This is a genomic window from Paenibacillus sp. yr247 (genome assembly GCF_900103825.1).
In the GTDB taxonomy this organism is placed as follows: domain Bacteria; phylum Bacillota; class Bacilli; order Paenibacillales; family NBRC-103111; genus Paenibacillus_E.
Genome location: NZ_FNIF01000001.1, coordinates 1 through 23,947 on the forward strand (window position 1 = coordinate 1; position 23,947 = coordinate 23,947).

Consider the following 23,947-nt stretch of genomic DNA (forward strand, 5'->3'; position numbering starts at 1 on the left):
AGTATATTGTTCTTGATTATCCTTTTGCTTATTTGCACAATGAAATGCGTGAATATATTGATATGACTATTTATATTGACACTCCACTGGATATTGCTATGGCTAGACGAATTCTAAGAAATTACAAGGAGAATCCCATTGAAGATATACGTAATGATTTAACAAATTATTTAGTAAGAGGAAGAGCGGCTTATTTGGAAATGGAAAGGACAGTTAAACCAAATTCAGACATTGTTATTCAGGGGTATTTCAATCCATCCTTCATTGTGGAACGAATATTGGAGGAAGTAACTAATAGGTTATCCTAACTCAAGTGACAATAATAGAGAAGTTTCGTTCATGAGCTGGTCGCGGTGACAACAAGCATCATGTGCTGCGGCATCCAGAAGGCATATTGGATTTTCTTTTAGATAGAATGGAAACAGTATCCCATTTAGTTATAAGAAATGATGAATAAAAGTGAGTCCTATCCTGGTTCAACTAACTCAGAATGATAGCGTAATAAAAAGACAGTCAAAGACTTTAAGAACTGAAGTCTTTGACTGTCTTTTTTTGAGCAAACGCTGGTGTTTCAGTTTCTGAATTATGGAAAAAATATATGAACGGGATATTACATCTCACTCGGAGGTGGAGGTTTGACCTTACGGCTGATTAGTGCCATTATTTGCTGGTTTATCGCCTTCATTGTTCTTACATTAGGCATAATTGTTGTTAAAAGTGAAAAACACAAACAAGATACTATTGCCGAAGAATTAAAATTACGTGATATTCAAGGTATTGCCGATTCATTTTTTGTATGGATAATCTATTTTGTCGTTAATTCAATTGGTGCGTTATTAAGAGCATTACCTTGGTGGTTAGTTAAAATTATTTATATTCTACTCGGTATCGGGTTTGTGTATTTAGGTATTAAGTGTATGGGCTGGTTGGATTAATTAGAGAAAAACTATAGAGTGATAAAGTAACACAGGGCTGCCGAACGATTTGGTAGCCCTGTTACGCTATGGGCAGATTTGCTTATTAAATACCTGGAGACTGTAAACGAAATAGGAGCAGATTGTCTAAGTGCATCTGCTCCTTATTACAACAACTAATTGTTAATTTAACGAACTATCTCCCGGTTCTTTTGCCGTTAACAGAACCCGCCGGTCATCTTTCGAAATAGCGATTATTAGATATCAAGCTTACGGTTACTGATCCATTTCACCATTTCAGGATCGCGATGTGAAAAGAACAGGCTTTGGTTGGTATCTAACGCAGTAATCGACGCGATATCCTCTTGGCTTAATTGAAAATCAAAGATATTGAAGTTTTCAATAATTCTTTCTTTACGAACAGACTTGGGAATTACAACGACTTCTCTTTGTGTCAACCAGCGTAAAACCACCTGAGCAACGGATTTATTATACTTTTCAGCTATTAATACCAATACCTCATTATGCAACAAGTTATTTTTTCCCTCAGCAAAAGGCGCCCAGGACTCGATCTGAACATAGTTCTCTTTCATGAATTTCGAACTTTCGATTTGCTGGTTGAAAGGGTGCGTTTCGACCTGGTTTACGGCAGGAACTACTTCATTATGAATAATCAAATCGATCAGACGATCCGCATGGAAGTTACTAACTCCGATTGCACGGACCTTTCCTTCCCGAGACAATTCCTCCATAGCGCGCCAAGAGCCATGCACATCGCCAAATGGCTGATGAATTAAATACAAATCCAAATAATCCAATTGCAATCTTTCCAGTGATTTTTCAAATGCTTTCTTTGTACGCTCATAACCAGCATCCTGTACCCAAAGTTTCGTAGTGATAAATAGTTCCTCTCTTGCCACGCCACTCCGTTTGATTGCTCTGCCAACCGCTTCTTCATTTAGATATGAGGCAGCTGTATCAATCAGCCGATAGCCCGCCATAATAGCGTCATAAACGCTTTGTTCACATTCATTTTGATCTACAATCTGAAAAACACCAAAGCCGAGTATAGGCATCTCAACACCATTGTTCAAAATTACTTTTTGCATATAATATCCTCCATTTTTTAAAATTATTTGTAAATCGATTCGATCTTATCTGTTACATTCATAACAGGCTCACTCCGTCGCCACGCGTTTCGAGAACATAAGGGTAAGCCCGAAGGAAACGGACGCCACGACGACCGCGCAGAGACTATAATCCAGCAAATCAACAATATCGACGATCCAGCCACGGCAACTACTCTGATATCGGCGCCAACTGTAAATCCGAGCTGTACGAAAGTGCTGTTTATGCTGAGCATTATACCGGAGGCTATAGCAACGTAAGCCATGCTAGTGACGAGCGTGCGCGCTGCCAGTCCGATCCGCCAGAAAACCACCAAGTTTGGATCCAAGGGCAATCAAGGACAAGAAAATAAAGTCCTAGACTACCGCTATTTGATTACCGAGTGTGCACTGTGTCTAATTCCATTTCCGCATGGGATCTTGTTCTCCATAAGATCAATAGCACTAAAATCACAATTGCAAGACAAATCCAATAAACATGACGAAACCCTGCAAACTGGGCAATGATACCGCCGCCCAAATTTCCCACTAACCTTCCTATAATGGACCCGTTGGAATAGATGGTTGTGGACAGCCCTGGTGAATTAGGCAGCAAATTCATGAAATAGCTTAGTCCATTGCCCAAGACAATCGCTATAAACGTTGCCTGCAGAAGCTGCGCTGCGATCAACTGCCAAGAATGGGTCGATACACTTAAGATGATGTAATAGATAACAGCGATAACGCAGGCGATCATCATCAGGGTATGGTTCGATATCTTTCTGCTCAGGGCACCGAGCACAAGCATAATGGGAATTTCCAGACCAGCGCAAACACTAACCACGAGTCCCACATCCGTATGCGTACCATGAAGCTCATTCACAATAAAGAGCGGTGTGTTGAACGAGTTAATGGTAATGACTGCAAACAGAAAAATAAAGGCGATAAACGGCTGCCAGATCTGCCTGTTTTTGAGCGAAGCGGTACCTGTACTCTTTCTCTTTCCGGTATTGCTTTCAACTGCTTTTTTTTGCAGAAACAGGAATACCAGAGATGCAATGGTAAGATAAATGGTGGATGTCCCCAGAAAGAGACCCTTGTAGCCCATCCATGTCAAAAACAATGTCCCGGCTAACGGTCCGACTAAAAATCCAAGGGAAAAGAGAGAGCGGAGTGTGGACATGGCAAACGTCTTGTCATCGGGATTGCTTACATTTGCGGATTCCTGTGCATAGGCAAAGATTTGCGGCATGACAGGAGCCCCTAATCCACTAAAAAGACTGACAACAATCAAAAGAATAAAGAAGTTATGAAACACTAAATACGATGCATATCCTAAAGCCGATGAAATTATGGCAAACATAATGATCCATTTTCGGTCCAGCTCGCGATCCGAACGATTAGCAATGAGCGAGTTCACCACCACGCCGCTTAATGAACTCACCGCCATGAAAACGCCAAAGGCTCCCGCATTCATTCCAATATCTTCTGTAAAATACAGGGATAAATACGGCATTGTGATCGAGATCCCGGTACCGAGCAGCAGCATACAAATGACGAATAAACTGTATCCTTTGATCGCAAATAGTTTTTTTAACCGTGTATACAGCTTCTAATCCTCCTTCGTTTCCGTAGTGGAATCCATGTATTACGATCAAAAGAAGCGTAATTTTTCACTTACTTCTGCGATCAGCATAACAGATTTCACCGCCCGATTTTCTATCAAGAACGCCCATGATAATGGATAAGGGCGTTCTTGTCGTTTCTTATATTAAACCGCACCAACTACGGGATGGGGAACATACGGCTCCTCCAATGACGCAATTTCTTCAGGTGTTAACGTAATCGATAGAGCACCTACGGCTTCTTCGAGCTGAGACACTTTCGTAGCACCGATAATAGGAGCAGAGACAGGTTCTTTCTGAAGCAACCAAGCAAGTGCGATATGAATACGGGGAACGCCATGTTTTTCTGCGATTGCTGCAACACGCTCCACGACCAATCGATCCGTATTTGCTGTCGCATCGTATTTAATTTTTTGCATTTGATCGGTTTCGGAACGAAGCGTTGTTTCCGACCAATCACGCGTCAGTCTTCCTGATGCAAGTGGGCTATACGGAATCACACCGATTTTTTCTACCTTGCAAAGCGGCAGCATCTCCCTCTCCTCTTCACGGTAGATGAGGTTTAAATGATTCTGCATCGACACAAACTGGGTCCATCCATTTTTCTCGGCTACATGTAGAGCTTTCAGAAACTGCCATGCGTACATGGCAGAAGCACCAATATATTTTGCCTTACCAGCCTTCACAACATCATGCAACGCTTCCATCGTTTCTTCAATGGGCGTATTGTAATCCCAGCGGTGGATTTGATAAAGGTCAACATAATCGGTTCCCAGTCTCTTAAGGCTCTTATCAATCTCACTCATGATTGCCTTTCGGGAAAGCCCTGCACCATTTGGACCTTGATGCATACGTCCATGCACCTTAGTCGCGAGAACAATTTCATCCCGATTGGCATAATCCTTTAGAGCCCGTCCAATAATTTCCTCACTGGTTCCGTCTGCATACACATTCGCCGTATCGAAAAAATTGATACCTAATTCAATAGATTTTTTTATAATAGGACGACTGCGCTCCTCATCAAGTATCCATGGATGATGCCACCGCTCTGCTACACCAAAGCTCATACAGCCAAGACAAAGCCGGGATACATCCAAGCCGGTATTTCCAAGTTTCACATATTCCATTTGTCGATACGCTCCTTTGTTTCCTTTTGTTAATGGGGTATAACCTTATTATGCAACAGATGAAAAAGCGACCGTTATCCCATTCATGCCAAATGATTGCCTAATCCTCTCGCTACACTTATGTAACTGACGAATATGGAATATAATCGAATTATAAGGAATGACGGAACAAGGAGGTTCTTATGTCTGAAATAATAACTAAACAGCAGAATGAACTTGCCAAACTAATTGAGAGGTATTCAGTACAGGACGGAGTTCACGCAACTGCCATTCCGACTTTATTTTTCATACGTCGATCTAAATTGACCGGACCAAGTTACGGAGTTTACAAACCTTCCTTATGCATTGTGGTTAAAGGGGCGAAGGAGGTATGGCTGGCACAGGAGCGCTTCAAGTACGATCCTGCAGATTACCTTATTGCATCAGTTGACTTGCCGGTTACTGCCCAGGTCACTGAAGCTTCTTCTGACGTTCCGTATTTGGGTTTTAGACTTGAATTTACGGCGAGTGAAATCTTAGAGGTTTTAAGTGATTCTGACATTCGAATCACCTCGAAAGGAAATGTTGAGCGAGCTATGTTTGTCGGTAAGATGGAGTTACCTATAATGGATTCAATATTCAGATTAGCTTGTTTGCTAGACAATCCGAAAGACATTCCGTTCCTTGCACCTATTTACACAAAGGAAATTCTGTACAGGCTTCTTCAAGGACAGTATGGAGTTGCGCTGGCACAAATCGCAATGGAAGGAAGCGGCACCTATGGAATCAGGGATGCCATCGAACAAATTAGCAATAACTTTAAAAAGCCTTTGCGCATTGAAGAGCTTGCAGAAATAGCCAGCATGAGTATTTCTTCTTTTCACAGACACTTCAAAGAGGTAACTGCTATGAGCCCTATTCAGTTTCAAAAACAACTGCGATTGCAGGAAGCACGTCGCTTGTTATTAACTGAATCAGCAGATGCAGCTGATGTGGCATTTCGAGTAGGCTATGAAAGCCCCTCTCAATTCAGCCGCGAATATTCTCGCATGTTTGGCTTCCCACCTAGACAAGATATAAAGCGCTTAAAAGCATAAAAGGGTTTAAAATAAAAACGAAACCAGTTAAGAAAGATACTCTAAGCAAAGCTGAATTGAGTTCGGGGTTAAACTACCTTGAAAATCTCACATAGCAAAGAACTAAAAATGGCAATACGAAACTAGGCGCAGCTATGACGTTTTTTTCAACATCTTGCTGTCGTTTTTCAAAATAATCAGTACCTAAATCTCGGTAATCTTCGTTGCGAGTTAAAAGATGACAGGCGATCTTCATGATGGCGTGTGCAATTAAAGAATGAGTCAAAATTAACCAACGAGAGACAAAGCTAACGGAGAACGATAGCATTCGTGAAAGCATTTTAGATGCTATAGCTGATGATGGCACAATTGAAATTGTATTTCCTGATAACAGTAAAATTGAGGATTTAAAAAATGCAGAGGGAGAGCAGATTGAAGACTACTGGTTTATGCTTACGAAAAAGGGGCGTATAGAGCATCAGAGCATTGAGTTTGAACCTGGAGATGAAGATGAAAATTAATTACTCGCTGAACTAACGGAGAACGATAGCACAACGACAATAGGCTGCCGACATCATCGGCAGCCTGTTCGGCTAACGGGCAGGAAAAATTTTGGGCAATGATTTCTACTTGATCGGATTTTCCGGAAGAAGCCTGAATGGCTTGGCTGCCCAAATCGTTTCTTGTGGCGAAGCCATAGTTTAACACCTTACATGTTTGCGTTTGAAACCAAGTTGCCCTTTATCTACTCCCTTTTGAATATTTTCGGAAGCATGTAGGAAACTACTTTTTTTCTTGTCCCGTTTGACTTCTACTGGGCCTACTGCCTTTGCGGTCTCGACCGCCTTATCATGGAGCGGCAAATAGGATACCCCCACTGTGTAAATAAAAGTATTCATAGCGTATTTAGTTCTTTCGGGAGAATCGTGAATCGTATTTCTCACAATTTCAAGCATATTGGCAATTTTGCTTTTGGAAAATTCACCGTCCGGGCGATTACCCAAAAGCCAGCAGTAACAACTCCAGCCCGCTGACATTCTCAGTTCTTCGCCGCTTGCGATCCATTTATCGGCAACTTCTTGAGCAATATCTGTTTCTGCCAAGGTTACTGCAACCACATAATCGGACAGCATATAAAAATAAGCCGCATCCATCCAACGCTCAAAATCCGCTTCAGTCATTGCATTTGGGTCTGCAATTATGCCGGCAAAGTACATTGCGTCGTAGTTCCCTGTGGTGTAAAGCTGCTCAGCCAAAGGTTGATTTATTTTAATTTTCTTGGCGATGGGCTTCATATCGCCTGTAGCCACGCCAAAAAGCGGTTCGTGCGCGCCATTGGATGCGTATATTTTCTTGGTTCGTTCCTTGCCGAGAGCTTCAAGCTCCTGCATAACCATTTCTAAATTCATTGTTTAACACTTCCTTCTAATTGGAGGTTTTCCCTTAAGGTTTATGCTATCTATTAAGACTATATCAGATTTTGCAAGTTTTTTTAATTGCACTTCCATCTGAGCAGGAAGCAGAATCAGTCTACGGGCAGTTTCTCTAAAAATGAAGTGGAAAATACCGAATTTCAAAAGGGGAGTTGCAACAAACAAACGAATCTGGAAAATGAAAATTATTTTATTGGCTTGAATTTTGTTAGCTTCGTTAACGGGTTGCTTAAATGAGAAGAGAGCTGAATAGTTGATCGGTACAGAAACTGTCCATCACTCAACTACCGGGAAACGATAGTGGAGGATCTAGCATATTGGCAGAGCTCCTTTTGTGATTTGCGACCCTTAATAGGTATTTCTCCCGAAGTTTATAGGGACAGCTTAATGCCGTTTCCTATTTTTCGAGCGTGTAACGCGACATCTTGAGTCGGATCAACACCCCTAAATTTGTAATGCTGCATGTCATTGCTATGTGCGGCGCGTAAAAGGAAGAGGAGGTTATCTTGAAACATGAAGAAGAAACTACAAGCTCTTATCTGTGTCTGTTCCCTTGGTGTAATGGGGATGGCCGCACCGGTCGGTGCGCAATCGTTAGGACAGGGCACACAAAGTGACAAAGTACTGGATTTGCAAGAACGATTAAGCGCACTCGGTTACTTTAACACAGGAATTACCGGGTATTACGGTAACCAGACTAAGAATGCGGTAAAGAAATTTCAAGCCAGCTATGGCTTGTCAGTTGATGGTGAAGCCGATTCCTTAACTCTGTCTAAACTAAAAAAAACGATTTCACCCAAACAGTCGGTGCTGGACGAATTGGCGCGAATCATTCATTCCGAAGCCCGAGGGGAGTCCTTTTTAGGACAAGTTGCCGTGGGGGCTGTTGTTCTTAATCGAGTTAAGTCCAAAGAATTTCCTGATTCCATCACAGAGGTTATTCATCAGCCAGGTCAATTCTCAGCCATTGATGATGGCCAGTTTAACCTTAAACCAAATTTATCAGCCTACCGCGCGGCAAAGGCCGCTTTGAATGGTTTGGATCCAACAACAGGTGCGCTTTATTTTTACAATCCTGATATTTCCCAGGCATCTTGGAGCAAAAAAAGACCCGCCAAGATTACCATTGGTAATCACGTGTTTACCCTTTAAAAGTAGATACAAGGACAAAAGTCGCGTATATCGCGGCTTTTTTTGTTATGAATGACATTAAATATAATTCGTAGGCAATGACTGGAAAGTCAAGAAAAGGCTGAGTCGGTTATCTTGCAGCTCCCAGAGGTGAACGGCAACCTCCTGTTACCATTCCCAATTGGTTGTAATATTCTTTTATATTCACAATGGTCTGACCTTGGGTGACCTGGGCAATCATCTGATCGATTGCTTCAACATTTATGGTTCTGCTCTCCAGAAGAGCATCAAAGGTTTGCTTGATTTCTTTAGGAAACACATTTCCGACCATACTGGACAAGCCATTACATCCACCTATTACAATATGGGATACTAGGTTTTCATCACCTGCTGCGAACCGAACAAACGATTCAGGAAACACCGTGTCTCTATGACGATGAACGTCTCCTGCCTCCTTAAAACCCAAGATGTTTTTATGTCTTCTTATTAAATCATGCAAAGCCTCCAGACTCAAATCAAAACCTGTTCGGGAAGGATTGTTGTAAAGAATCACATTCTTGGTTGTGTGTGTGAGCAACTCATCCACATACAAGATAGCTTGTTGCTGGGTCGGTTTAATGTAAGGAGGGAATCCGATCATTACTATATCAAAGACCGATCCTTCAAGTGCTTGGATTAATCTCACTCCGTCTCGGGTCCTAGTGGATGCAACGCCAAAAATCAATTCTAAATCCAGAAAATGCTTCTGATTGAAATAGTCTATGATTTGCAGTCGTTCCTCGATGCTCAATGAATGCTGTTCCCCTGTTGAACCTGAAACAAACAAAGAGTTGATTCCGTTTTCTTTCAAATAATTGACTATTGGCTCGAATCCCTCCAAATACAGGCTTTCATCTTCTCGAAACGGAGTAGGTAAGGCAATATGAAAATTTTTCATGTAGATCAATATCCTCCCAGCCGAAAGTTAGCTTTGCGAAATCGGAGCAGACGTTGAAAACTATTTTGATGCGAATCGCCGTGCGATCGCCACGCACAGTACGACACCGATATTTACTATAAAGATAGGCCAACCAATTGACTCGTGCAAAACGAGAGCCGAAAGCAGCAGGCCGAAGAAAGGCTGGAGGAGTTGTAACTGCCCGACCGCTGCTATACCTCCCTGGGCAAGACCACGATACCAGAACACAAAGCCGATGAGCATGCTGAACAGGGAGACATAAGCAAGGCTCAAAAGTGCGGAAGCACTTATACCCGCCCATGAAACCGGCATGTAATAAAACGAGAGCAGTGACATAACGGGAAGCGACAGAACGAGCGCCCAGGAGATCACCTGCCAGCCCCATAGCCTCCGTGAGAGTCGTGCCCCTTCCGCATAACCGTAACCGCACACGATGATAGAAGCCAGCATTAACGCATCACCGACCGGCGAAGATGTAGCCCCTTGTGTTAGGGCGAATCCTGCTACAAGGGAGCTGCCTAGAGCTGATAAGATCCAAAAGGTTGGTCGCGGGCGTTCACCGCCCCGCAGTACGCCGAAGATCGCCGTCGAAAGCGGCAGAAGCCCAACGTAGATAATTGCATGCGCGGATGTGACGTACTGAAGCGCCAAGGCTGTCAGCAGTGGGAAACCTACTACCACGCAGAGTGCTACTAACAATAGCGGAACGATGTCGCTTCGGACAGGCCGTTGTTGCCGGAAGATGAGGAGAAGCATTCCCGCTAACACCCCAGCAATTGCTGCACGGCATACGGTGAGGAATAACGGATCAAAATCCATCACAGCCAACCGTGTTGCAGGTAGCGAGCCGCTGAAGATGAGCACGCCCAGGAAACCATTGATCCAGCCGCTTGTCGCTTTGTTCATTACAATCACCTCAAAAAAATTTTTATACAAAAATGCACTCGACACTTTGAGGTATCAAGGTACGAAAAATATTTATAAAATACACTCCTGTTTGATTATTTGTATTATATTAGATACAAAATACTATGTATATTGACCAATTATCCATCTGTAAGGGTACAGATGGTAGACCAAATTATTCAAGTGGGAGGCATATTTATGAAAAATAAAAAGGATTCCATTCAGCAAATCATCCGTTCGGACATAGTCAATGGTCTCATCAAACCCGGTCAGAAGTTGCCTTCCATCCGTATGCAGAGCCAAAGATTCGGTTGCAGTCTCAACACAATTATTGGTGTTTATCAGGAACTCGAAAATCAATATCTCATTTATTCACGTCCGAAGAGTGGTTATTTTGTCGTAGCCAAAGAAGCGCTTGTTCCCCTGCTGCAAACAAAACGAATCGATTTTGCATCAGCGGTTCCCGATCCCGCGTCGATCCCGCAAATCGACTTTCGTCAATGCTTGAACAAAGCGATGGAATTATTTGAGACGTCCATATTCACTTATCCCGATCCACAGGGTTTGCTTTCTCTTCGCCAGGAGATCGTGAAGCTTTTTCAGCAGCAACAGGTTTTCCCTTCGGCACAGCAAGTTTTTATATTTTCAGGCGCTCAGCAAGCTCTTCATCTTCTAGCCGGGATGCCTTTCCCAAACGGAAAAACCAACATTCTGGTCGAGCAACCAACGTATTGGGGAATGCTTGCTGCACTTAAGACACAAAGACAAACCGTAATCGGTATCGAAAGAACTCCTGCTGGGATAGATTGGGTAACTTTGGAGCGCCATTTTCAAAGTAATAATATAAAGTTTTTTTATACAATCCCACGTTTCCATAATCCGTTAGGCACTTCTTACACAGCGGAAGACAAACAGCGACTGGCAGAACTCGCCAAAGCCTATGACGTTTACATCGTTGAGGATGATTATCTTGCTGATTTGGAAACAAACAGTAAAGCAGATCCTATTCACGCTTATAATGGAGCCAGTCATGTCATTTATCTCAGAAGTTTTTCCAAAGTGATGCTGCCCGGATTAAGGCTTGCTGCGGCTGCAGTACCAGATTCGTTTATTCCTGTACTCCAATGGCATAAACAAACGGCGGATCTAAGCACCTCAGTGCTTTCTCAAGGTGTGCTTGAGATTTATATGAAGTCCGGGATGTATGCTCATCATGCAAAGCAAATGAAATCCTTGTACAATCATCGCATTAAACATCTAAGGGAAGTTTCACAGCGATTACTGCCCAAAGAGTGCTTATATACCATCCAATCTTGTGGAGGGCTCTTCACTTCAATTCACCTTCCGGACTCCATTCATACAGAAGATTTGGTCAAACGATTGGAGAATCGTGGCGTTGATGTACTGGCAACCGATAAGCAGTTCCTTTCATCTTTCCCCAAGCTTAACTTGCTGCGCCTTAGCATCATTCGGACCGATGAGCAAGATATTGAAGAGGGCATCCGCATCATAGCCGAAGAACTGGAGCGTGCCCAATATACAAGCAGTTTCCCTAAGCCATTCTTTCGGTTATGAGTAGAAAAGGTAATTGGAAATTTAATCGAGCAATAAGAAATGATATTTCAGAGTTTTTATACATACTGTAGAGGTTTTTATAAGTATTATTTAGATAAATACTTATTACTAGGAGTGATGGTCAATGAACGTATGGTTGATGAAAACAATTAAAAAGTGGCCGACCCGGTTCTTATCTTCTTCGTATATCGCAATTGACGAGCCGGGCGTCGATGAAGATTACGGTACGTTAACGGATCTCCAACGACAGCATTTGTTTGACCAACTCAAAGCTAACAACTCGAAAAGACGCTATGGACACATCAAGCGATTCTTTGATCAGTTTTATGATGAAACGGGTGATGGAGACGTTTTGGTGCTCGGTTTTGGTCAAACCACGAAGTTTTACGTTATTGCGATCGTGAGGCTTAAAGGTAAGCCATACTTCCATTCCTCAACCGGTAGCGAGGACTTACGCCATCGAGTTGACTTTGATTTGATCTGGCATGGTGAACCGTTTGAGGTTCAAGAATGGGGAGGGGCGAACCGTCTGGAGAAAATGGATACACCTGATCGTCTTAAGCAGTTTATCAGCATTTACACGGATATGCAGGTGTACATGTGAGATTGCAAGAACTCCCATGAAAATTAAATCCGCTTAAAACCTCAAAAACCATTTCATCATCTGTGGTGCGGCGCTTGCGGTGCATGGATGGCTAACGGGTAATGAGAGATCAATTGGTGGAACGGGCCTAGAGCTAAATAAACAACAAGTGAAGGCAGCCGGCAAGATTAGAGCGACTGCCTTCACCGCTCATTACATGTTTAGTGTTTTTTTACGGGAAACGATAGAATAGCGGAGGCAGGATAGTACAATGAGGTATTGAGGGGGGAATAACAATGAAAATTGATCCAAACAAGTTTGAGTTTGGAATCGAAAAAGAATATGCAATAGTTTATAAAGAACGTGACTTCATAAGTTACTTATTAGCATCACAACAGATTATAAATAAAATAAAGTCTATGAAGGATATTCATGAAAATCTAGTGAAAAAAGTGAGTTATTTGTTTAGCAAAGGCTGGGAGATACATCCTGAATATTCCAATGCCTTAATAGAAGTCGTATCTCCTCCATACACCTTGGATAGTTTTGATGAAATAATAGATGGTTTTCAAGTTTTTGAGGAAGTTGTATGTAATTTGTTAGTAGACTTGAAAGAAAAAAACACAAATCTAAAAGGAGAGATTTTATTAACAGATAAATTTAGTTCTTCGACAGATACATTCATTAACTTTAAAAAAGAAAAAATCACTGATATTAAACAAATTATACTTACGGATGAAGTTGTTACTTTTGTAGGAAGTAAAAATCTAATTCCCAATTCCTTTAAGAAAATTAATGATTTAAATTTACTTTATGCGGGGTTTATTTCTACTCATGTTACACTACATCCTAAATATTGTTCAAAATGGGACATTAAACATGAGGCAGAATACTTTTGGAGCTTATTAAATCTACTGTTTTTGTCTGAATATGATATAAATGATAATACCTTTTATGATAAAGGTAGAGATGAAATCCGGTGTTCAACAACACCCCGAAGCGAACTAATATCATGGGCGGATAGGACAAGTATCCTCTATGAAAAAAGTATTAAACAAATAATGGAAGGCGATGCTCAAGAGAAAGTTGATACGTATAATCTTTTTTTAAATGAACAACACAAAGGAAACCGAACTTATTTAGCAAAAATAAAAAATATTGAAGAATGGCCATTATTTGAAATTAGAAGGTTTCATAGTGGAATATCAATTAACTATATGAAAGAATTTTTATTAAATGCAAGTAAGATTATAATAAACCCATAAAACCTGACACCAAGAACACCACATTGGAAAAGACTAGTGGGCGACTACTGGTATTAATAGTTAGGAGAATAGGCCACCGAGCGATTCACCGGCAGCCAAGATGGTACAATTTTATGGAGCTTACGTTCTCCGACAGTCTTATTGCGTCCTGTTTTGAAATGGATTAATGTTCCGGCTTGGCTTTATTTATGAAGCGAGATGAAGTGCACAATCAATTTATTGATCGTATCTTTATCGATAAAAGGAGCAAGACCGGTCAGAAGATCCGGACTGAGACGCTCCAGTTCCACTTGCTCGACAAGCATTTTCACGGTTTCTTTACCTAAAAAAGGAGCGATCGACAAAATAATGTTCGCATCCATTTGTCCGTCGATAGCTTGTTGTACAAGCCCCATTAAAGTATCTCCTTCAATAAACGGGGCGAGTTTCCGAATCACATCCGCATCGACATTTCCTTTCCCGGCTTGCTGCACTAAACGATCCACGTCCTTTTTGCCGAGAAACGGCGCAATTTTATGAATTTGGTTTACATCCAGTGTACCTTCGAGCGTTTTGTCGACCATCCGGCTTAATGTATCTGCACTGATAAATGGAGCAAGATGATGAATAATATCCCAGCTGAAGTTGCCTTCCTCCACTTGCAAAACCAACATATCTATAGTTTCTCGTTCGAGAAAAGGAGCCAGTTTCACGATGTGGTCAATGGTCAGCCGGTTTACTTCCGATCCCTCCGTGATCTTATGTAAAGTGCTCGGCTTCAGCATAGGCGCAATATCTATGACTTTATCGACCTCAATCTGGCCTTGATTAATCATTTCAGCGACTTGCTCCGGCCGGTTTTCTACAATACGTTCCACAACGGACTCCATGATCGTATCTAAAGATTCTTTTCTTTCTCCTCCGTCCAAGAGTTCGTCAACCGATTTATCGAAAAACTTGGCCAGCTGAGGTAGCGTACCGATGTCTGGCATGGATTCACCTCGTTCCCATTTAGATACCGCCTGATGACTAACATTCAATTTGTCAGCAAGTTCTACCTGGGTCATATCTTTTTCTTTGCGAAGATACGAAATATATGCGCCAATCTTTTGCAAATTGAGCATTTCAAGCACCTCTCAAATTGGAAATTTTTACAGCTCTCACTGTGTGAACAGCATACCACATTCGCAAGAAGACGTTCCATCAAGCGTTGGTAGAATGATTAGATCAAAGCTCTGCAACTCATAGTTGAATGTTCATGTAGAAGCCGAAAGGGAACGACATTCTGTTATGCACCGTGGTCGCCCAAATCAGACTAACGGATGGGCCCTGTGGTGCAGCGCTGTAGGCCTCGGTCTCCGGACGGAGACCAGGGTCGTTCCCGGGGATGTTTTTTACCTTCTCGAATGGAAATATAATGGAATTATTTAGAAGACGGAGGGGATGTCGTGAATAACACGGTATATGACGTGCAACAGGTGTGCCAGACATACAATAAGGGCAAGATCAAAGCAAACGAGGACATCTCGTTCCGCATTTCCGAAGGGGAGATTTTGGGCATCCTCGGGCCGAACGGCGCGGGCAAGACGACTTTAATGAAGCTCATGGTCGGCCATTTAAAGCCGACGTCCGGGCGCATTTTGTTCTATGGGGAGGACGTCGGTGCGATCACGAAAAAAGTGGCCGGATCGGTCGCCTACTTTTCCCAGGAGCCCCATGTGCTGCACGCTCTGAAGGCATGGGAGGCTTTGGCGTATACCGGACGGCTGAGAGGCATGGCCAAACGCGAAGCGGAAAACGAAGCCGAGGCGCTGTTGGAACAGTTCGGCATAGCGGAGCTGCGGGACAAACCGCTCAAAAAGATGTCCGGCGGACAGAAGCGGCTGATAGGCATCGGAACCGCTCTGATCGGAGAATCCCCCGTCCTGATCCTCGACGAGCCGACTAACGAGCTCGATCCTCAGAACCGCAGGCTCATCTGGAGTCTCATCAAAGAGAAAAACCGCGCAGGTGCGACGGTGCTGCTCGTCACCCACAACATCCTTGAAGCTGAACAGGTCGTCGACCGTGTCGCCGTCATCAACTGCGGCAGGCTACTGGCTATCGACTCCGTCGGGAAGCTGAAGCAGCGTGTCGACCAGCGATTGAAATTCGAATTAGCCCTCGAGCCGGGGGGGGAAAGAAGCGGTGGCATCCGCGTTTAAGGATTGGGGTTTGGTGCAAGACAACGGAGAAAATCGGTTGGTGCTGCTCGTCGAGAAAAAGGAAGCAGGCCGTGCATTGGATTTCATCGTATCCCGACCCGAGCTCCGGATAGAAGATTTTGCCGTCAAGCCGCCGAGCCTCGAGGATGTCTATTTTCACATCGACGCGGGCGCGGAAAAAGGGGGCGCCGCCGTATGAAGACGACCGCTGCAGAACCAGCCACGATGGAACGATTAACCGGTCCGGGCAAATGGTTGACGGAGCTAAACGTGCTCATCCGCATTCAGTTCGCGATCGTGAGGGACAGCTGGGCATGGATCGTCGTTATGGCTACGATGTTCCCTCTCACGACTGTCCTGTTCATGAAGTTTTTCACCGAAAATCCGAGCGAGGAAACGTTGATCCGATTGATTGCAGGCAACCTCATTTTCGGGATTATCGTCATGGGGATGAACGGCATGGGGCAGGATATATCCTGGCAGAAGCATGCCGGGCATTTCACCTTTTACGCCTCGCTGCCGATCTCGAAAATCAACTTCGTCCTGGCGAATTTGGCGCGTGGAATGATGAATACGATTCCGTCGTTCCTTATTCTCGGCGCTATTGGCCAGTGGGTGTACGGCATCCAGTTCCAATACTCATGGGGGATGCTGCCGGTTATTGTTTTATCGATATTCAGCTGCGTCGGCATCGGCGTCGCCATCGGGTTCTGGTCGCCCAACCATCAACTAACCAACATGCTGGTTCAGGCGCTGATGATGGTCGTCACTTTCCTGTCCCCCGTATTGGTGGAAATGAGCCGTCTCCCCATCCCTCTGCAGTGGTTCTCTTATCTACTGCCATCCACTTACGCCGCAGACGCGATGAGCATCGTTTTTCTTCAGGGATGGACGAAGGACGTCCTTGCAGACTGTATCGTGTTGGTTGGCTACGGCTTAGCTACGTTCGCCATGATCAACAAGCTCGTGAAGTGGCGAATGAACGACTAACGAGCATGCAATAGATTCAAATTAAACCGTCATCCAATTCCTTCATTCCCCGCCGCTACCGGATTCCCCGTACATCTAATTCAATCACTCCGGCTATCCGCCAAATTACTCAGCGAGGATGTGGAAGTCAATAACTAGGCTAATGTACGGTCAATTGGTTATTCACCTACATAACATGAAGTACGATTGAATTTAGAATGATATATGCTTTAATAAGGAGCGTGTTTCAGTCATGTTTAGACCGCAAATGGATTTTGAAGGAGCTCTTAGACAACCGCCACAATCTCCCCCGCCGGCATTCGTCCCGCCAAAACCTGATGTTTCCTACGCCATTGATTGTATATTTGAATATACCTATTTTTGGCTAAGAAATGGAGACCAATTTTGGTTTTATCCGATTTATGTAGGGCATGAAGGAGTCGCAGGTTACAGATGGAGCGGAGCATATTGGTATTTTTACGGTATCGATTCGAGATTCATTGATGCCGTTGCGTGTCCTCCAATTCCTACGCTTTACTGAACAAATTTCCATTCGTACTGAAGAAGCCGAGAGAGACCTGATCAAGGTGACTCTCCCGGCTTTTTTCCCTTTGGCAGATTGAATCTTTCGCAAAGTTGCCGCCTTCTCGCTAACTTGATTTCTTCCTGCGCTTGCTAATCCATTTATTCAAAGCAGTTCCGCCTCCGCCGACAGCGTGCTGCTGTTTGGTTCCTGGACAATGACAATCACTTTGCCATGACGACGCGTTCGGGGCCGGGTATTGCCATGATAAAGTCCGCCATTGGCGCCATTCAACCTTCGAGGCTGCTGGTAAATTGAATCCGGCAGCCTTTGCAGCGCTGACGGTCAGAATAACGTGACAAGACTCAAATTGACAAAAATCATTGGGGAATTTAGACTTGTAAGCAACTTATAAGGTCAATTATGTTCTTGGTTTAAATGTTAAATCGATTCAGAAAGGAGAAAGATCTTTTATGAAACAGAACAAATATGACGATTCAGAATTCTTCGCGAAGTACAGTCAGATGTCTCGCTCGATTGGTGGACTGAATGCTGCTGGGGAATGGCAGGAACTCCGTGCAATGCTTCCTGAGTTACGTGATAAAAAGGTGCTTGATCTTGGTTGCGGCTTTGGCTGGCATTGCTTATATGCGCGAGAACAGCATGCCCGTTCGGTGGTTGGTGTAGACCTTTCAGTGAATATGTTAGAGCGCGCCAGAGCTATGACCAATGATCCGAAGATCGAGTATCGACGGCTCGCGATCGAAGATATCGACTTTAACGCAGGGGAATTTGACGTGGTGATAAGCTCTCTTGCACTCCATTATATGGAGCGCTTTGATATCCTCTGTCAGAAAATTTATCACTACCTTACACCTGGGGGCACTTTCGTGCTTTCGGTTGAACATCCGGTCTTCACCGCGCTTGCTTCACAAGATTGGTACTACGGTCCGCTAGGCGATAGATTACATTGGCCTGTCGACGATTACCACCTTGAAGGTTCACGGCAGGCAAGGTTTCTGGACAATGATGTCGTCAAATATCATCGAACCGTCGCAACGTATATGAATGCACTAATTGAATCAGGCTTTAGAATTACGAAGGTTTCCGAACCTCAACCGACGCAAGAAATGCTGGACAACAATCCCGACATGCGAGACGAAACCCGTCGCCCTATCTTCCTCATGATCGCAGCGGTCAAATAATAGATTTGAATTGAAGCCATTAGAAGATTTAATAGAGTCTCGATGGTATAATTTAACAGAGAACGATAGTGAAAAGAAGGCAGTCGATCACTTGTGGATCGACTGCCTTCTTCCTAAAGTTAACGTTCTGTATTCTCCTTAGGCTTTGAAATTAACTTAACTATTCTCGCATCGATATAATCAATTTCAAATTCACCAAATAATTTAATTTTTGATAGAACATATTTCGGGAAATTTGGCGAATTAATTTCAAGATTATTATCTAGTTCATTATACCAATAAAGCAAATTTTTGTTAATTACTAGAATCTTTTCTGATGTCATAATATTATTCTCCTCTACCATAGTTTTATAATCATTTTATGAGTAGATAGATAATAATGAATGGACAAACCACTAAAAAGTTTAAACTCAACGAATGGGGGTAGTGCAGTCGTTTTTGGTTTGTTTTACAAACAGTTGCAGATACGTTTGCCAGCGTAAGATCGCTCTGCTCCGCCAAGTTGTTAAAGCATCGATGCGAAAACGGCCAAGGTTTCGCCATTTGTTTACAAGGCTCTCTGGTCAGGAATATACTGTAAATACATTTATGTACTGGATGTACAAGCATTGATCACGGGTGGTTTCGTTGCTTGCCTGCGTCCGCTTAGGATGGATTGATGTAAATATGCGTACTAGGAAGGAAGTAAATTTATTATGAAGCTACGCTGTGCGATATTAGACGACTACCAGCAAGTGGCGTTGACTGCCGCGGATTGGTCTCGGATTTTGGACAAGGTGGAGGTCAAGAGTATCGATCGGCATATCGATCAACCAGATGAGCTGGTCGAACAGATCGCCGACTGCGAGATTGTCGTGATTATGCGTGAACGGACTCCTTTCCGCGCATCGCTTCTTGCCCAGCTTCCCCGCTTGAAGCTGCTTATTACCACAGGCATGCGCAATGCGTCGATCGACCTGACCGCAGCCGCTTCGCAAGGCGTTATCGTTTGCGGCACTGGAGGCGCAGGCAACGCAACCGCCGAACTCACATGGGCTTTGATTTTGGGGCTCGCCCGCAGCATTGTGCTGGAGCACAACGCGATCCGCAGTGGTCAGTGGCAAAGCACTCTTGGAGCGGATTTGTACGGCAAGACGCTTGGCGTACTTGGACTCGGCAAACTGGGCAGCAAGATCGCCAAATTTGGCCACGCGTTCGGCATGGATGTCACGGCTTGGAGCCAGAATTTAACGAAAGAGCGTGCCGACGAGGTTGGAGTGAGATTAGCCGTTTCCAAGGAGGAGCTTCTCGAGAGCAGCGACTTTGTGTCAATTCATCTTGTGTTAAGCGACCGGACAAGAGGGTTGATTAGTGCCGCAGAGCTCAAACGTATGCGTCCTTCGGCATATCTGATCAATACGTCCCGCGCTCCGATCGTGGATCAAGCTGCGCTTGCCGAGGCTTTGCAGAACGGCTGGATCGCCGGTGCCGCGGTAGATGTGTTCGAGGTGGAACCGTTGCCGAAGGACGATATCTACCGATCGCTTCCGAATCTTCTCACTACGCCGCATATTGGCTATGTATCGAAAGCGAATTATGAGGCTTTTTATGCAGACGTGGTTGAAGATATTGAAGCTTATCTATCCGGATCGCCGGTTCGAACGATTTCTTGACCCTTTATTTTTGTGTTATTGACTGGTTGGCAAGCCGAAATTAATAATACTCGATTAAAACCCGCCCAAAATGCGGGTTTATTTCTTTATAGGTACTTTATACCGATTGTCGCAGGGGATTTGGTAAGTAGATCATGATTATGAAACGTATTTATGGGAATTACAACCATTAGTGACGCAAAAATCGGATGATAGGCGAATAGACTATACGTATAAGGGGGAACGTCCATGGATAACATCGGAAACCGCTATACACTCGATCAACCGCTTAAGCGGATGAGGAACGGGCTGTTGTTAAGAGGGATGGATCTGACCTTCAATCGTGATGTTCTTCTATATACATTCCAAGAGACCGACGATTTAGCGCATCAGGAAGCTTTGCGTTGGCTGAGAAAAGCGTCCCAGATGTCCGACGAGCATTTCATGCACATTCTGGACGCCGGTTCGGAAGGCGGAACGTTGTTCGCTGTTCTTCAGGCGGTAATGGGAAGACCTTTGTCTGATCGGCTGAAAGAGTTGGAGATAACGGGCCACAAGGCACTCACGTATGTGTACGAGCTGGCCAAGGGCATTCGAGAAACTCGCAGCAAACGGCTGCTGGAATGCTCCGTCGACGCGGAAAATCTGTGGATTGAAGATAACGGCCGGTTGCGGATCATGAATTTTTGGACAGAAGGGAATAACGGACGACGGGGTGTGCCTGGGCTGGCTCTGCTGCTATACCAGCTGGGTGCCAAAACAGATATCCCGACATCCTCTATTAGCGCCTACTCATTCGAGCTGAACCGGTTGTTTGCGGATTTGTCGGATGTAACTCGGGAACGTGCCATAGCATTGGCCTGCAAGGCGTATGAAGGGATATGCACGCTTGCCGATTTTCAGCAGGAGTTGGAAGGACTGCTCGGAATCGGCGGCGAGAGGAAGGAGCCACTTCTTACATCGGCTTTACCGGCCAACGAAATGATGGCGACAAGCGGGCAGGAGCGGAAAGCCGCCCTGCGTGAGCAACATGTTGCAGAGCCTAAAACCGGGGAGCCTCAGGCGCGCATCAGTGCGGCTTGGGACCGTAGAATGGCAGAACTACGCGAGCTGTTCCGCGAATCGTTCCAGCTGCGCAAATGGTATCTGTTTGCTACCGCCGGCTTCGGTGTGCTCGTTCTGCTGCTCTGGCTGACACTGCTTCCGCACCCTGACCATGTGAAGAGTTCTAAGTCGCAGACAATTCCGACGCCCGATCCCACAGCGGTATCGGTGAATCGTCCCGAGACATCGAAGCCTTCCGGATCGGCATCCCCGATGCCGAGTCGCACGGCCGCACCGACGGCTAAGCCTTTAGACGCCGAAGTTCAGCCAGCAGACGATGGCGCATTACAAGCCAAGGCGGGCGTCGTCCCGGATCTGGTCGCTCATACAAGGGAGGATGCCGAGAAGATGGCAATTGCTTCCGGGCTTCGATACCAGTTTTTCATGGAATCGAACGCTGCCGTCAAAGGGGCCGTGTTCAAGCAAGACCTCACTCCGGGAACTTCCGTCAAAAATGGCGACCGCATCACGTTCTGGGTGAGCAAAGGGAAGTAAGTCGTTAGGGTTTAGAGCTCCTTTAGGCAGATAGAAAATAATACAAAAGGTCAGTTTGCTTTTTGCAGACTGACCTTTTTTTATTGTTTTCTTATCAGGGGGGTTCTATTAGTAGACGTCCTTTTTGGTTTCTTCATGATACGATGATGGAAATGTGAAGATGCGTGATATATGATGAGAATAGAAGGGAACGTGACCGAGAATGACAGAAGAACGATTAGCTGTATTAGAAGTACATATCGATCAGGCTGGTTATGATGAGGTTCCGGATATTATTAAACAGATTCATTTTGATGTTCGAAAAGGTGAACTAGTGGGTCTGTTAGGTCCAAACGGAGCTGGAAAGAGTACGACGATTAAAAGTATCCTTGGTTTATTGAAGGATTTCAAGGGTGAAATCTCCTTTATGGGTGAACGAAAAAGCTACGCTTACATTCCGGAGCATCCAATCCTATATGATGAGTTGACACTTTGGGAACATATGGAATTCGCGGCTTCCGTCTATGAAATGGATCGAACGGTATTCCTAGAGCGTGCAGATGATCTCTTGCACAGGTTCCGACTGTTGGATGAAAAGAATCAACTGCCCGGGAAATTTTCAAAAGGGATGCAGCAGAAAATTATGCTAATCCTCGGCTTTTTGAATAAACCAGATGTGTATATTGTAGACGAGCCTTTCATTGGATTGGATCCGAAAGCGATTAAAGATTTCTTAGGGATGTTGGATGAGGAACGCAAGCGCGGTGCAGGCATTCTGATGAGTACCCATGTGTTAGATACAGCAGAACGGATTTGCAGTTCGTTTGTGCTTCTTTCAGGTGGCAGATTGGTAGCTAATGGAACACTGCAGGACATTAGGCAGCAATGCGGCATGCCTGACGCGCCATTGTTCGACTGCTTCCATTCGTTACTATGAAGGGGGAGAATGGGTTGAAGAGCAGCTTTCAGGTTTTCACACGAAGAGTACGTTCGGATTGGCATTTCCAGTATCGGGCTTTGCGAATGGCTGTGGATTGGATCATTGCGATTTATTTTGTCATTCCACTGATGATTGTGGCTGGCTATCAATATTTCTCTTGGTGGGCGACTCAGCCTTCTTGGTTTAGTTGGATATCGATGTTTATAGTTACCATGGTCTTCTATCTATTCTCTTGGCTGGGAACCATTCGATATTTTGTTGAGGAGGGGGACCAACTTTTCCTCCGACAGAATCAGAATTGGTTTCAGCATCTCATGTTACTCGGCTATAGATACTCTCTTGTATTGCAGGGAATCACGACGTTAATATTGATGCTCGTATTTCTTCCTTTATTAGTTCAAACGTATTCCTATAGCGTGTTACAAGTTATTTGTTTATGGTTGCTTACCTATTTGCTGAAAATTAACATAGGCTTGCTTCGCCAATTGCTTACACTTCGTTTAAATGGCATTGTGCTTTGGTTGTTGCGGATTGTGGTTTTTGTAGGACTTTTCTTTTTGTATCAAGTGTTAGTTACGGAGGTTAGTCATAACAATTACTATAGTTGGACAGCTTTTCTTCTTTTTCTAGTGCTGGTTGTTTTCTTAAGCAGAATACGGCTGCAAGAGAAAGGGGCTTTCTTCGCTGATATCGCCAGAGAAAGAGATTCACGGATGCGAATTGTCTCTCTGATGTTAATTCGTGTTGTCGAGCGGAAAAGAAAACCGACACGGAAGTATCCCCTTTTATTCGGGAAGTCGCAGCGCTTGTTCAAAGGGAAAGGTGCTAGCAACGGAATCGCTGATTTATTAACGAAATCCTTCTTTAGAAATGGTACGCAGTGGAAGCAAACGATACAGTTCGTCGTTGTGATCAGTGGAGCTATGTTTATTTTGCCTGGTGCCCTTAAAATTACGATCTGGATCCTTGCTGCATGCCTATTGGTATTTTGGAGAAAATCATTCTGTAAAGATGAATTAACGGCACCGTTTTTGACTCTTTTTCCTATACCGGACACAAGTAAACATCAAGCTCTCCAATCTACAATTCCTATCCTTGTGCTGCCTGCGCTGACCTTAATCAGCTTATGTGTGGGGATCTCTTTCTTCACCTGGTGGGGACCTATATTGATGATCGGAGCTGCAATTCCGTTAGCTTATGGGACTTCTTCTGTTTTTACAAGTTGGTATTGAGTAGGCAC

General features: G+C 44.2%; 24 protein-coding genes and 1 pseudogene. 17 read left to right on the forward strand and 8 right to left on the reverse strand.

Going from position 1 to position 23,947, the window contains the following annotated elements; translation table 11 throughout:
• Positions 1-308, forward strand: a pseudogene (locus BLT91_RS31095) (hypothetical protein); the annotation flags it as partial.
• 327 nt (positions 309-635) lie between these two features.
• Complete coding sequence (locus tag BLT91_RS00010; RefSeq protein WP_090815334.1) at positions 636-935, forward strand: hypothetical protein; 300 nt, start codon at positions 636-638, stop codon at positions 933-935.
• 236 nt (positions 936-1,171) lie between these two features.
• Here BLT91_RS00010 and BLT91_RS00015 read toward each other — a convergent pair whose 3' ends face one another.
• From BLT91_RS00015 to BLT91_RS00025, 3 genes are all read right to left on the reverse strand, one after another.
• Positions 1,172-2,023 carry an aldo/keto reductase gene (locus BLT91_RS00015; RefSeq protein WP_090815336.1) on the reverse strand — a complete coding sequence of 284 codons (852 nt, stop codon included), beginning with the start codon at positions 2,021-2,023 and terminating at the stop codon, positions 1,172-1,174.
• Positions 2,024-2,417: 394 nt separating this feature from the next.
• Positions 2,418-3,569: a sugar efflux transporter gene (locus BLT91_RS00020; protein ID WP_254776722.1), complete on the reverse strand. Its 1,152-nt coding sequence runs from the start codon at positions 3,567-3,569 to the stop codon at positions 2,418-2,420.
• 222 nt (positions 3,570-3,791) lie between these two features.
• Positions 3,792-4,772, reverse strand: a complete 981-nt coding sequence (locus tag BLT91_RS00025) for an aldo/keto reductase (protein ID WP_090815340.1) — start codon at positions 4,770-4,772, stop codon at positions 3,792-3,794.
• Between the two features lie 182 nt (positions 4,773-4,954).
• Here BLT91_RS00025 and BLT91_RS00030 point away from each other — a divergent pair, with 182 nt between their 5' ends.
• Positions 4,955-5,848 (forward strand): AraC family transcriptional regulator, encoded by an 894-nt coding sequence (locus tag BLT91_RS00030; protein WP_090815341.1) that lies wholly within the window; start codon positions 4,955-4,957, stop codon positions 5,846-5,848.
• Positions 5,849-6,528: 680 nt separating this feature from the next.
• Here the strand turns inward: BLT91_RS00030 and BLT91_RS00040 are convergent.
• Entirely contained in the window at positions 6,529-7,236 is a 708-nt protein-coding gene (locus BLT91_RS00040; protein WP_090815345.1) for a DNA alkylation repair protein, read from the reverse strand.
• 537 nt (positions 7,237-7,773) lie between these two features.
• Between BLT91_RS00040 and BLT91_RS00045 the strand changes: the two genes are divergently transcribed.
• The gene (locus BLT91_RS00045) at positions 7,774-8,412 is read left to right on the forward strand and encodes a cell wall hydrolase (protein ID WP_090815347.1); all 639 of its coding nucleotides are present in this window, start codon (positions 7,774-7,776) and stop codon (positions 8,410-8,412) included.
• Between the two features lie 109 nt (positions 8,413-8,521).
• On the opposite strand, the gene BLT91_RS00050 is transcribed toward BLT91_RS00045, so the two are convergent.
• Positions 8,522-9,328, reverse strand: coding sequence for a dihydrodipicolinate synthase family protein (locus tag BLT91_RS00050; protein ID WP_090815349.1), 807 nt, complete (start codon positions 9,326-9,328; stop codon positions 8,522-8,524).
• A gap of 60 nt (positions 9,329-9,388) precedes the next feature.
• Positions 9,389-10,255: a DMT family transporter gene (locus BLT91_RS00055; protein ID WP_090815351.1), complete on the reverse strand. Its 867-nt coding sequence runs from the start codon at positions 10,253-10,255 to the stop codon at positions 9,389-9,391.
• A 198-nt stretch (positions 10,256-10,453) separates the two neighbouring features.
• Between BLT91_RS00055 and BLT91_RS00060 the strand changes: the two genes are divergently transcribed.
• From BLT91_RS00060 to BLT91_RS00070, 4 genes are all read left to right on the forward strand, one after another.
• Positions 10,454-11,830, forward strand: coding sequence for an aminotransferase-like domain-containing protein (locus tag BLT91_RS00060; RefSeq protein WP_175532008.1), 1,377 nt, complete (start codon positions 10,454-10,456; stop codon positions 11,828-11,830).
• A 124-nt stretch (positions 11,831-11,954) separates the two neighbouring features.
• Positions 11,955-12,434, forward strand: coding sequence for a hypothetical protein (locus tag BLT91_RS00065; RefSeq protein ID WP_090815355.1), 480 nt, complete (start codon positions 11,955-11,957; stop codon positions 12,432-12,434).
• 79 nt (positions 12,435-12,513) lie between these two features.
• On the forward strand, positions 12,514-12,666 hold the full coding sequence (locus tag BLT91_RS32235; RefSeq protein ID WP_217635161.1) for a hypothetical protein: 153 nt from the start codon (positions 12,514-12,516) through the stop codon (positions 12,664-12,666).
• Between the two features lie 43 nt (positions 12,667-12,709).
• On the forward strand, positions 12,710-13,678 hold the full coding sequence (locus BLT91_RS00070) for a hypothetical protein (protein WP_090815357.1): 969 nt from the start codon (positions 12,710-12,712) through the stop codon (positions 13,676-13,678).
• 182 nt (positions 13,679-13,860) lie between these two features.
• On the opposite strand, the gene BLT91_RS00075 is transcribed toward BLT91_RS00070, so the two are convergent.
• Positions 13,861-14,781 carry a helix-turn-helix domain-containing protein gene (locus BLT91_RS00075; protein ID WP_090815359.1) on the reverse strand — a complete coding sequence of 307 codons (921 nt, stop codon included), beginning with the start codon at positions 14,779-14,781 and terminating at the stop codon, positions 13,861-13,863.
• Between the two features lie 324 nt (positions 14,782-15,105).
• On the opposite strand from BLT91_RS00075, the gene BLT91_RS00080 reads away from it, so the two are divergent.
• The 5 genes from BLT91_RS00080 (at position 15,106) to BLT91_RS00095 (ending at position 18,558) form a co-directional block, all read left to right on the forward strand.
• Positions 15,106-15,861, forward strand: coding sequence for an ABC transporter ATP-binding protein (locus BLT91_RS00080; protein ID WP_368086749.1), 756 nt, complete (start codon positions 15,106-15,108; stop codon positions 15,859-15,861).
• 10 nt (positions 15,862-15,871) lie between these two features.
• Positions 15,872-16,060 carry a hypothetical protein gene (locus BLT91_RS33750; protein WP_368086750.1) on the forward strand — a complete coding sequence of 63 codons (189 nt, stop codon included), beginning with the start codon at positions 15,872-15,874 and terminating at the stop codon, positions 16,058-16,060.
• Positions 16,057-16,851 (forward strand): ABC transporter permease, encoded by a 795-nt coding sequence (locus tag BLT91_RS00085; protein WP_090815362.1) that lies wholly within the window; start codon positions 16,057-16,059, stop codon positions 16,849-16,851. The genes BLT91_RS33750 and BLT91_RS00085 overlap by 4 nt, the downstream gene beginning before the upstream one ends.
• A gap of 410 nt (positions 16,852-17,261) precedes the next feature.
• The gene (locus tag BLT91_RS31100) at positions 17,262-17,453 is read left to right on the forward strand and encodes a hypothetical protein (protein ID WP_175532009.1); all 192 of its coding nucleotides are present in this window, start codon (positions 17,262-17,264) and stop codon (positions 17,451-17,453) included.
• A gap of 373 nt (positions 17,454-17,826) precedes the next feature.
• Positions 17,827-18,558: a class I SAM-dependent methyltransferase gene (locus tag BLT91_RS00095; RefSeq protein WP_090815364.1), complete on the forward strand. Its 732-nt coding sequence runs from the start codon at positions 17,827-17,829 to the stop codon at positions 18,556-18,558.
• Between the two features lie 119 nt (positions 18,559-18,677).
• Here BLT91_RS00095 and BLT91_RS00100 read toward each other — a convergent pair whose 3' ends face one another.
• A complete protein-coding gene (locus BLT91_RS00100; protein ID WP_090815366.1) occupies positions 18,678-18,881 on the reverse strand; it encodes a hypothetical protein in 204 nt (67 codons plus the stop codon).
• A gap of 372 nt (positions 18,882-19,253) precedes the next feature.
• Here BLT91_RS00100 and BLT91_RS00105 point away from each other — a divergent pair, with 372 nt between their 5' ends.
• From BLT91_RS00105 to BLT91_RS00120, 4 genes are all read left to right on the forward strand, one after another.
• Positions 19,254-20,210 carry a D-2-hydroxyacid dehydrogenase family protein gene (locus BLT91_RS00105; RefSeq protein ID WP_090815368.1) on the forward strand — a complete coding sequence of 319 codons (957 nt, stop codon included), beginning with the start codon at positions 19,254-19,256 and terminating at the stop codon, positions 20,208-20,210.
• Positions 20,211-20,867: 657 nt separating this feature from the next.
• A complete protein-coding gene (locus tag BLT91_RS00110; RefSeq protein ID WP_175532010.1) occupies positions 20,868-21,788 on the forward strand; it encodes a PASTA domain-containing protein in 921 nt (306 codons plus the stop codon).
• Positions 21,789-21,990: 202 nt separating this feature from the next.
• On the forward strand, positions 21,991-22,704 hold the full coding sequence (locus BLT91_RS00115; RefSeq protein WP_090815372.1) for an ABC transporter ATP-binding protein: 714 nt from the start codon (positions 21,991-21,993) through the stop codon (positions 22,702-22,704).
• 14 nt (positions 22,705-22,718) lie between these two features.
• Complete coding sequence (locus BLT91_RS00120) at positions 22,719-23,939, forward strand: ABC transporter permease (RefSeq protein WP_175532011.1); 1,221 nt, start codon at positions 22,719-22,721, stop codon at positions 23,937-23,939.
• The last annotated feature ends 8 nt before the right edge of the window (positions 23,940-23,947 follow it).

What these genes read in the sequence shown, in the direction of transcription:
- BLT91_RS00015 (WP_090815336.1), bottom strand. Translation starts at nt 2,023, where the DNA reads ATGCAAAAAGTAATTTTGAACAATGGTGTTGAGATGCCTATACTCGGC.
- BLT91_RS00020 (WP_254776722.1), bottom strand. Translation starts at nt 3,569, where the DNA reads ATGCTGCTGCTCGGTACCGGGATCTCGATCACAATGCCGTATTTATCC.
- BLT91_RS00025 (WP_090815340.1), bottom strand. Translation starts at nt 4,772, where the DNA reads ATGGAATATGTGAAACTTGGAAATACCGGCTTGGATGTATCCCGGCTT.
- BLT91_RS00030 (WP_090815341.1), top strand. Translation starts at nt 4,955, where the DNA reads ATGTCTGAAATAATAACTAAACAGCAGAATGAACTTGCCAAACTAATT.
- BLT91_RS00040 (WP_090815345.1), bottom strand. Translation starts at nt 7,236, where the DNA reads ATGAATTTAGAAATGGTTATGCAGGAGCTTGAAGCTCTCGGCAAGGAA.
- BLT91_RS00045 (WP_090815347.1), top strand. Translation starts at nt 7,774, where the DNA reads ATGAAGAAGAAACTACAAGCTCTTATCTGTGTCTGTTCCCTTGGTGTA.
- BLT91_RS00050 (WP_090815349.1), bottom strand. Translation starts at nt 9,328, where the DNA reads ATGAAAAATTTTCATATTGCCTTACCTACTCCGTTTCGAGAAGATGAA.
- BLT91_RS00055 (WP_090815351.1), bottom strand. Translation starts at nt 10,255, where the DNA reads ATGAACAAAGCGACAAGCGGCTGGATCAATGGTTTCCTGGGCGTGCTC.
- BLT91_RS00060 (WP_175532008.1), top strand. Translation starts at nt 10,454, where the DNA reads ATGAAAAATAAAAAGGATTCCATTCAGCAAATCATCCGTTCGGACATA.
- BLT91_RS00065 (WP_090815355.1), top strand. Translation starts at nt 11,955, where the DNA reads ATGAACGTATGGTTGATGAAAACAATTAAAAAGTGGCCGACCCGGTTC.
- BLT91_RS00070 (WP_090815357.1), top strand. Translation starts at nt 12,710, where the DNA reads ATGAAAATTGATCCAAACAAGTTTGAGTTTGGAATCGAAAAAGAATAT.
- BLT91_RS00075 (WP_090815359.1), bottom strand. Translation starts at nt 14,781, where the DNA reads ATGCTCAATTTGCAAAAGATTGGCGCATATATTTCGTATCTTCGCAAA.
- BLT91_RS00085 (WP_090815362.1), top strand. Translation starts at nt 16,057, where the DNA reads ATGAAGACGACCGCTGCAGAACCAGCCACGATGGAACGATTAACCGGT.
- BLT91_RS31100 (WP_175532009.1), top strand. Translation starts at nt 17,262, where the DNA reads ATGAAGGAGTCGCAGGTTACAGATGGAGCGGAGCATATTGGTATTTTT.
- BLT91_RS00095 (WP_090815364.1), top strand. Translation starts at nt 17,827, where the DNA reads ATGAAACAGAACAAATATGACGATTCAGAATTCTTCGCGAAGTACAGT.
- BLT91_RS00100 (WP_090815366.1), bottom strand. Translation starts at nt 18,881, where the DNA reads ATGACATCAGAAAAGATTCTAGTAATTAACAAAAATTTGCTTTATTGG.
- BLT91_RS00105 (WP_090815368.1), top strand. Translation starts at nt 19,254, where the DNA reads ATGAAGCTACGCTGTGCGATATTAGACGACTACCAGCAAGTGGCGTTG.
- BLT91_RS00110 (WP_175532010.1), top strand. Translation starts at nt 20,868, where the DNA reads ATGAATTTTTGGACAGAAGGGAATAACGGACGACGGGGTGTGCCTGGG.
- BLT91_RS00115 (WP_090815372.1), top strand. Translation starts at nt 21,991, where the DNA reads ATGACAGAAGAACGATTAGCTGTATTAGAAGTACATATCGATCAGGCT.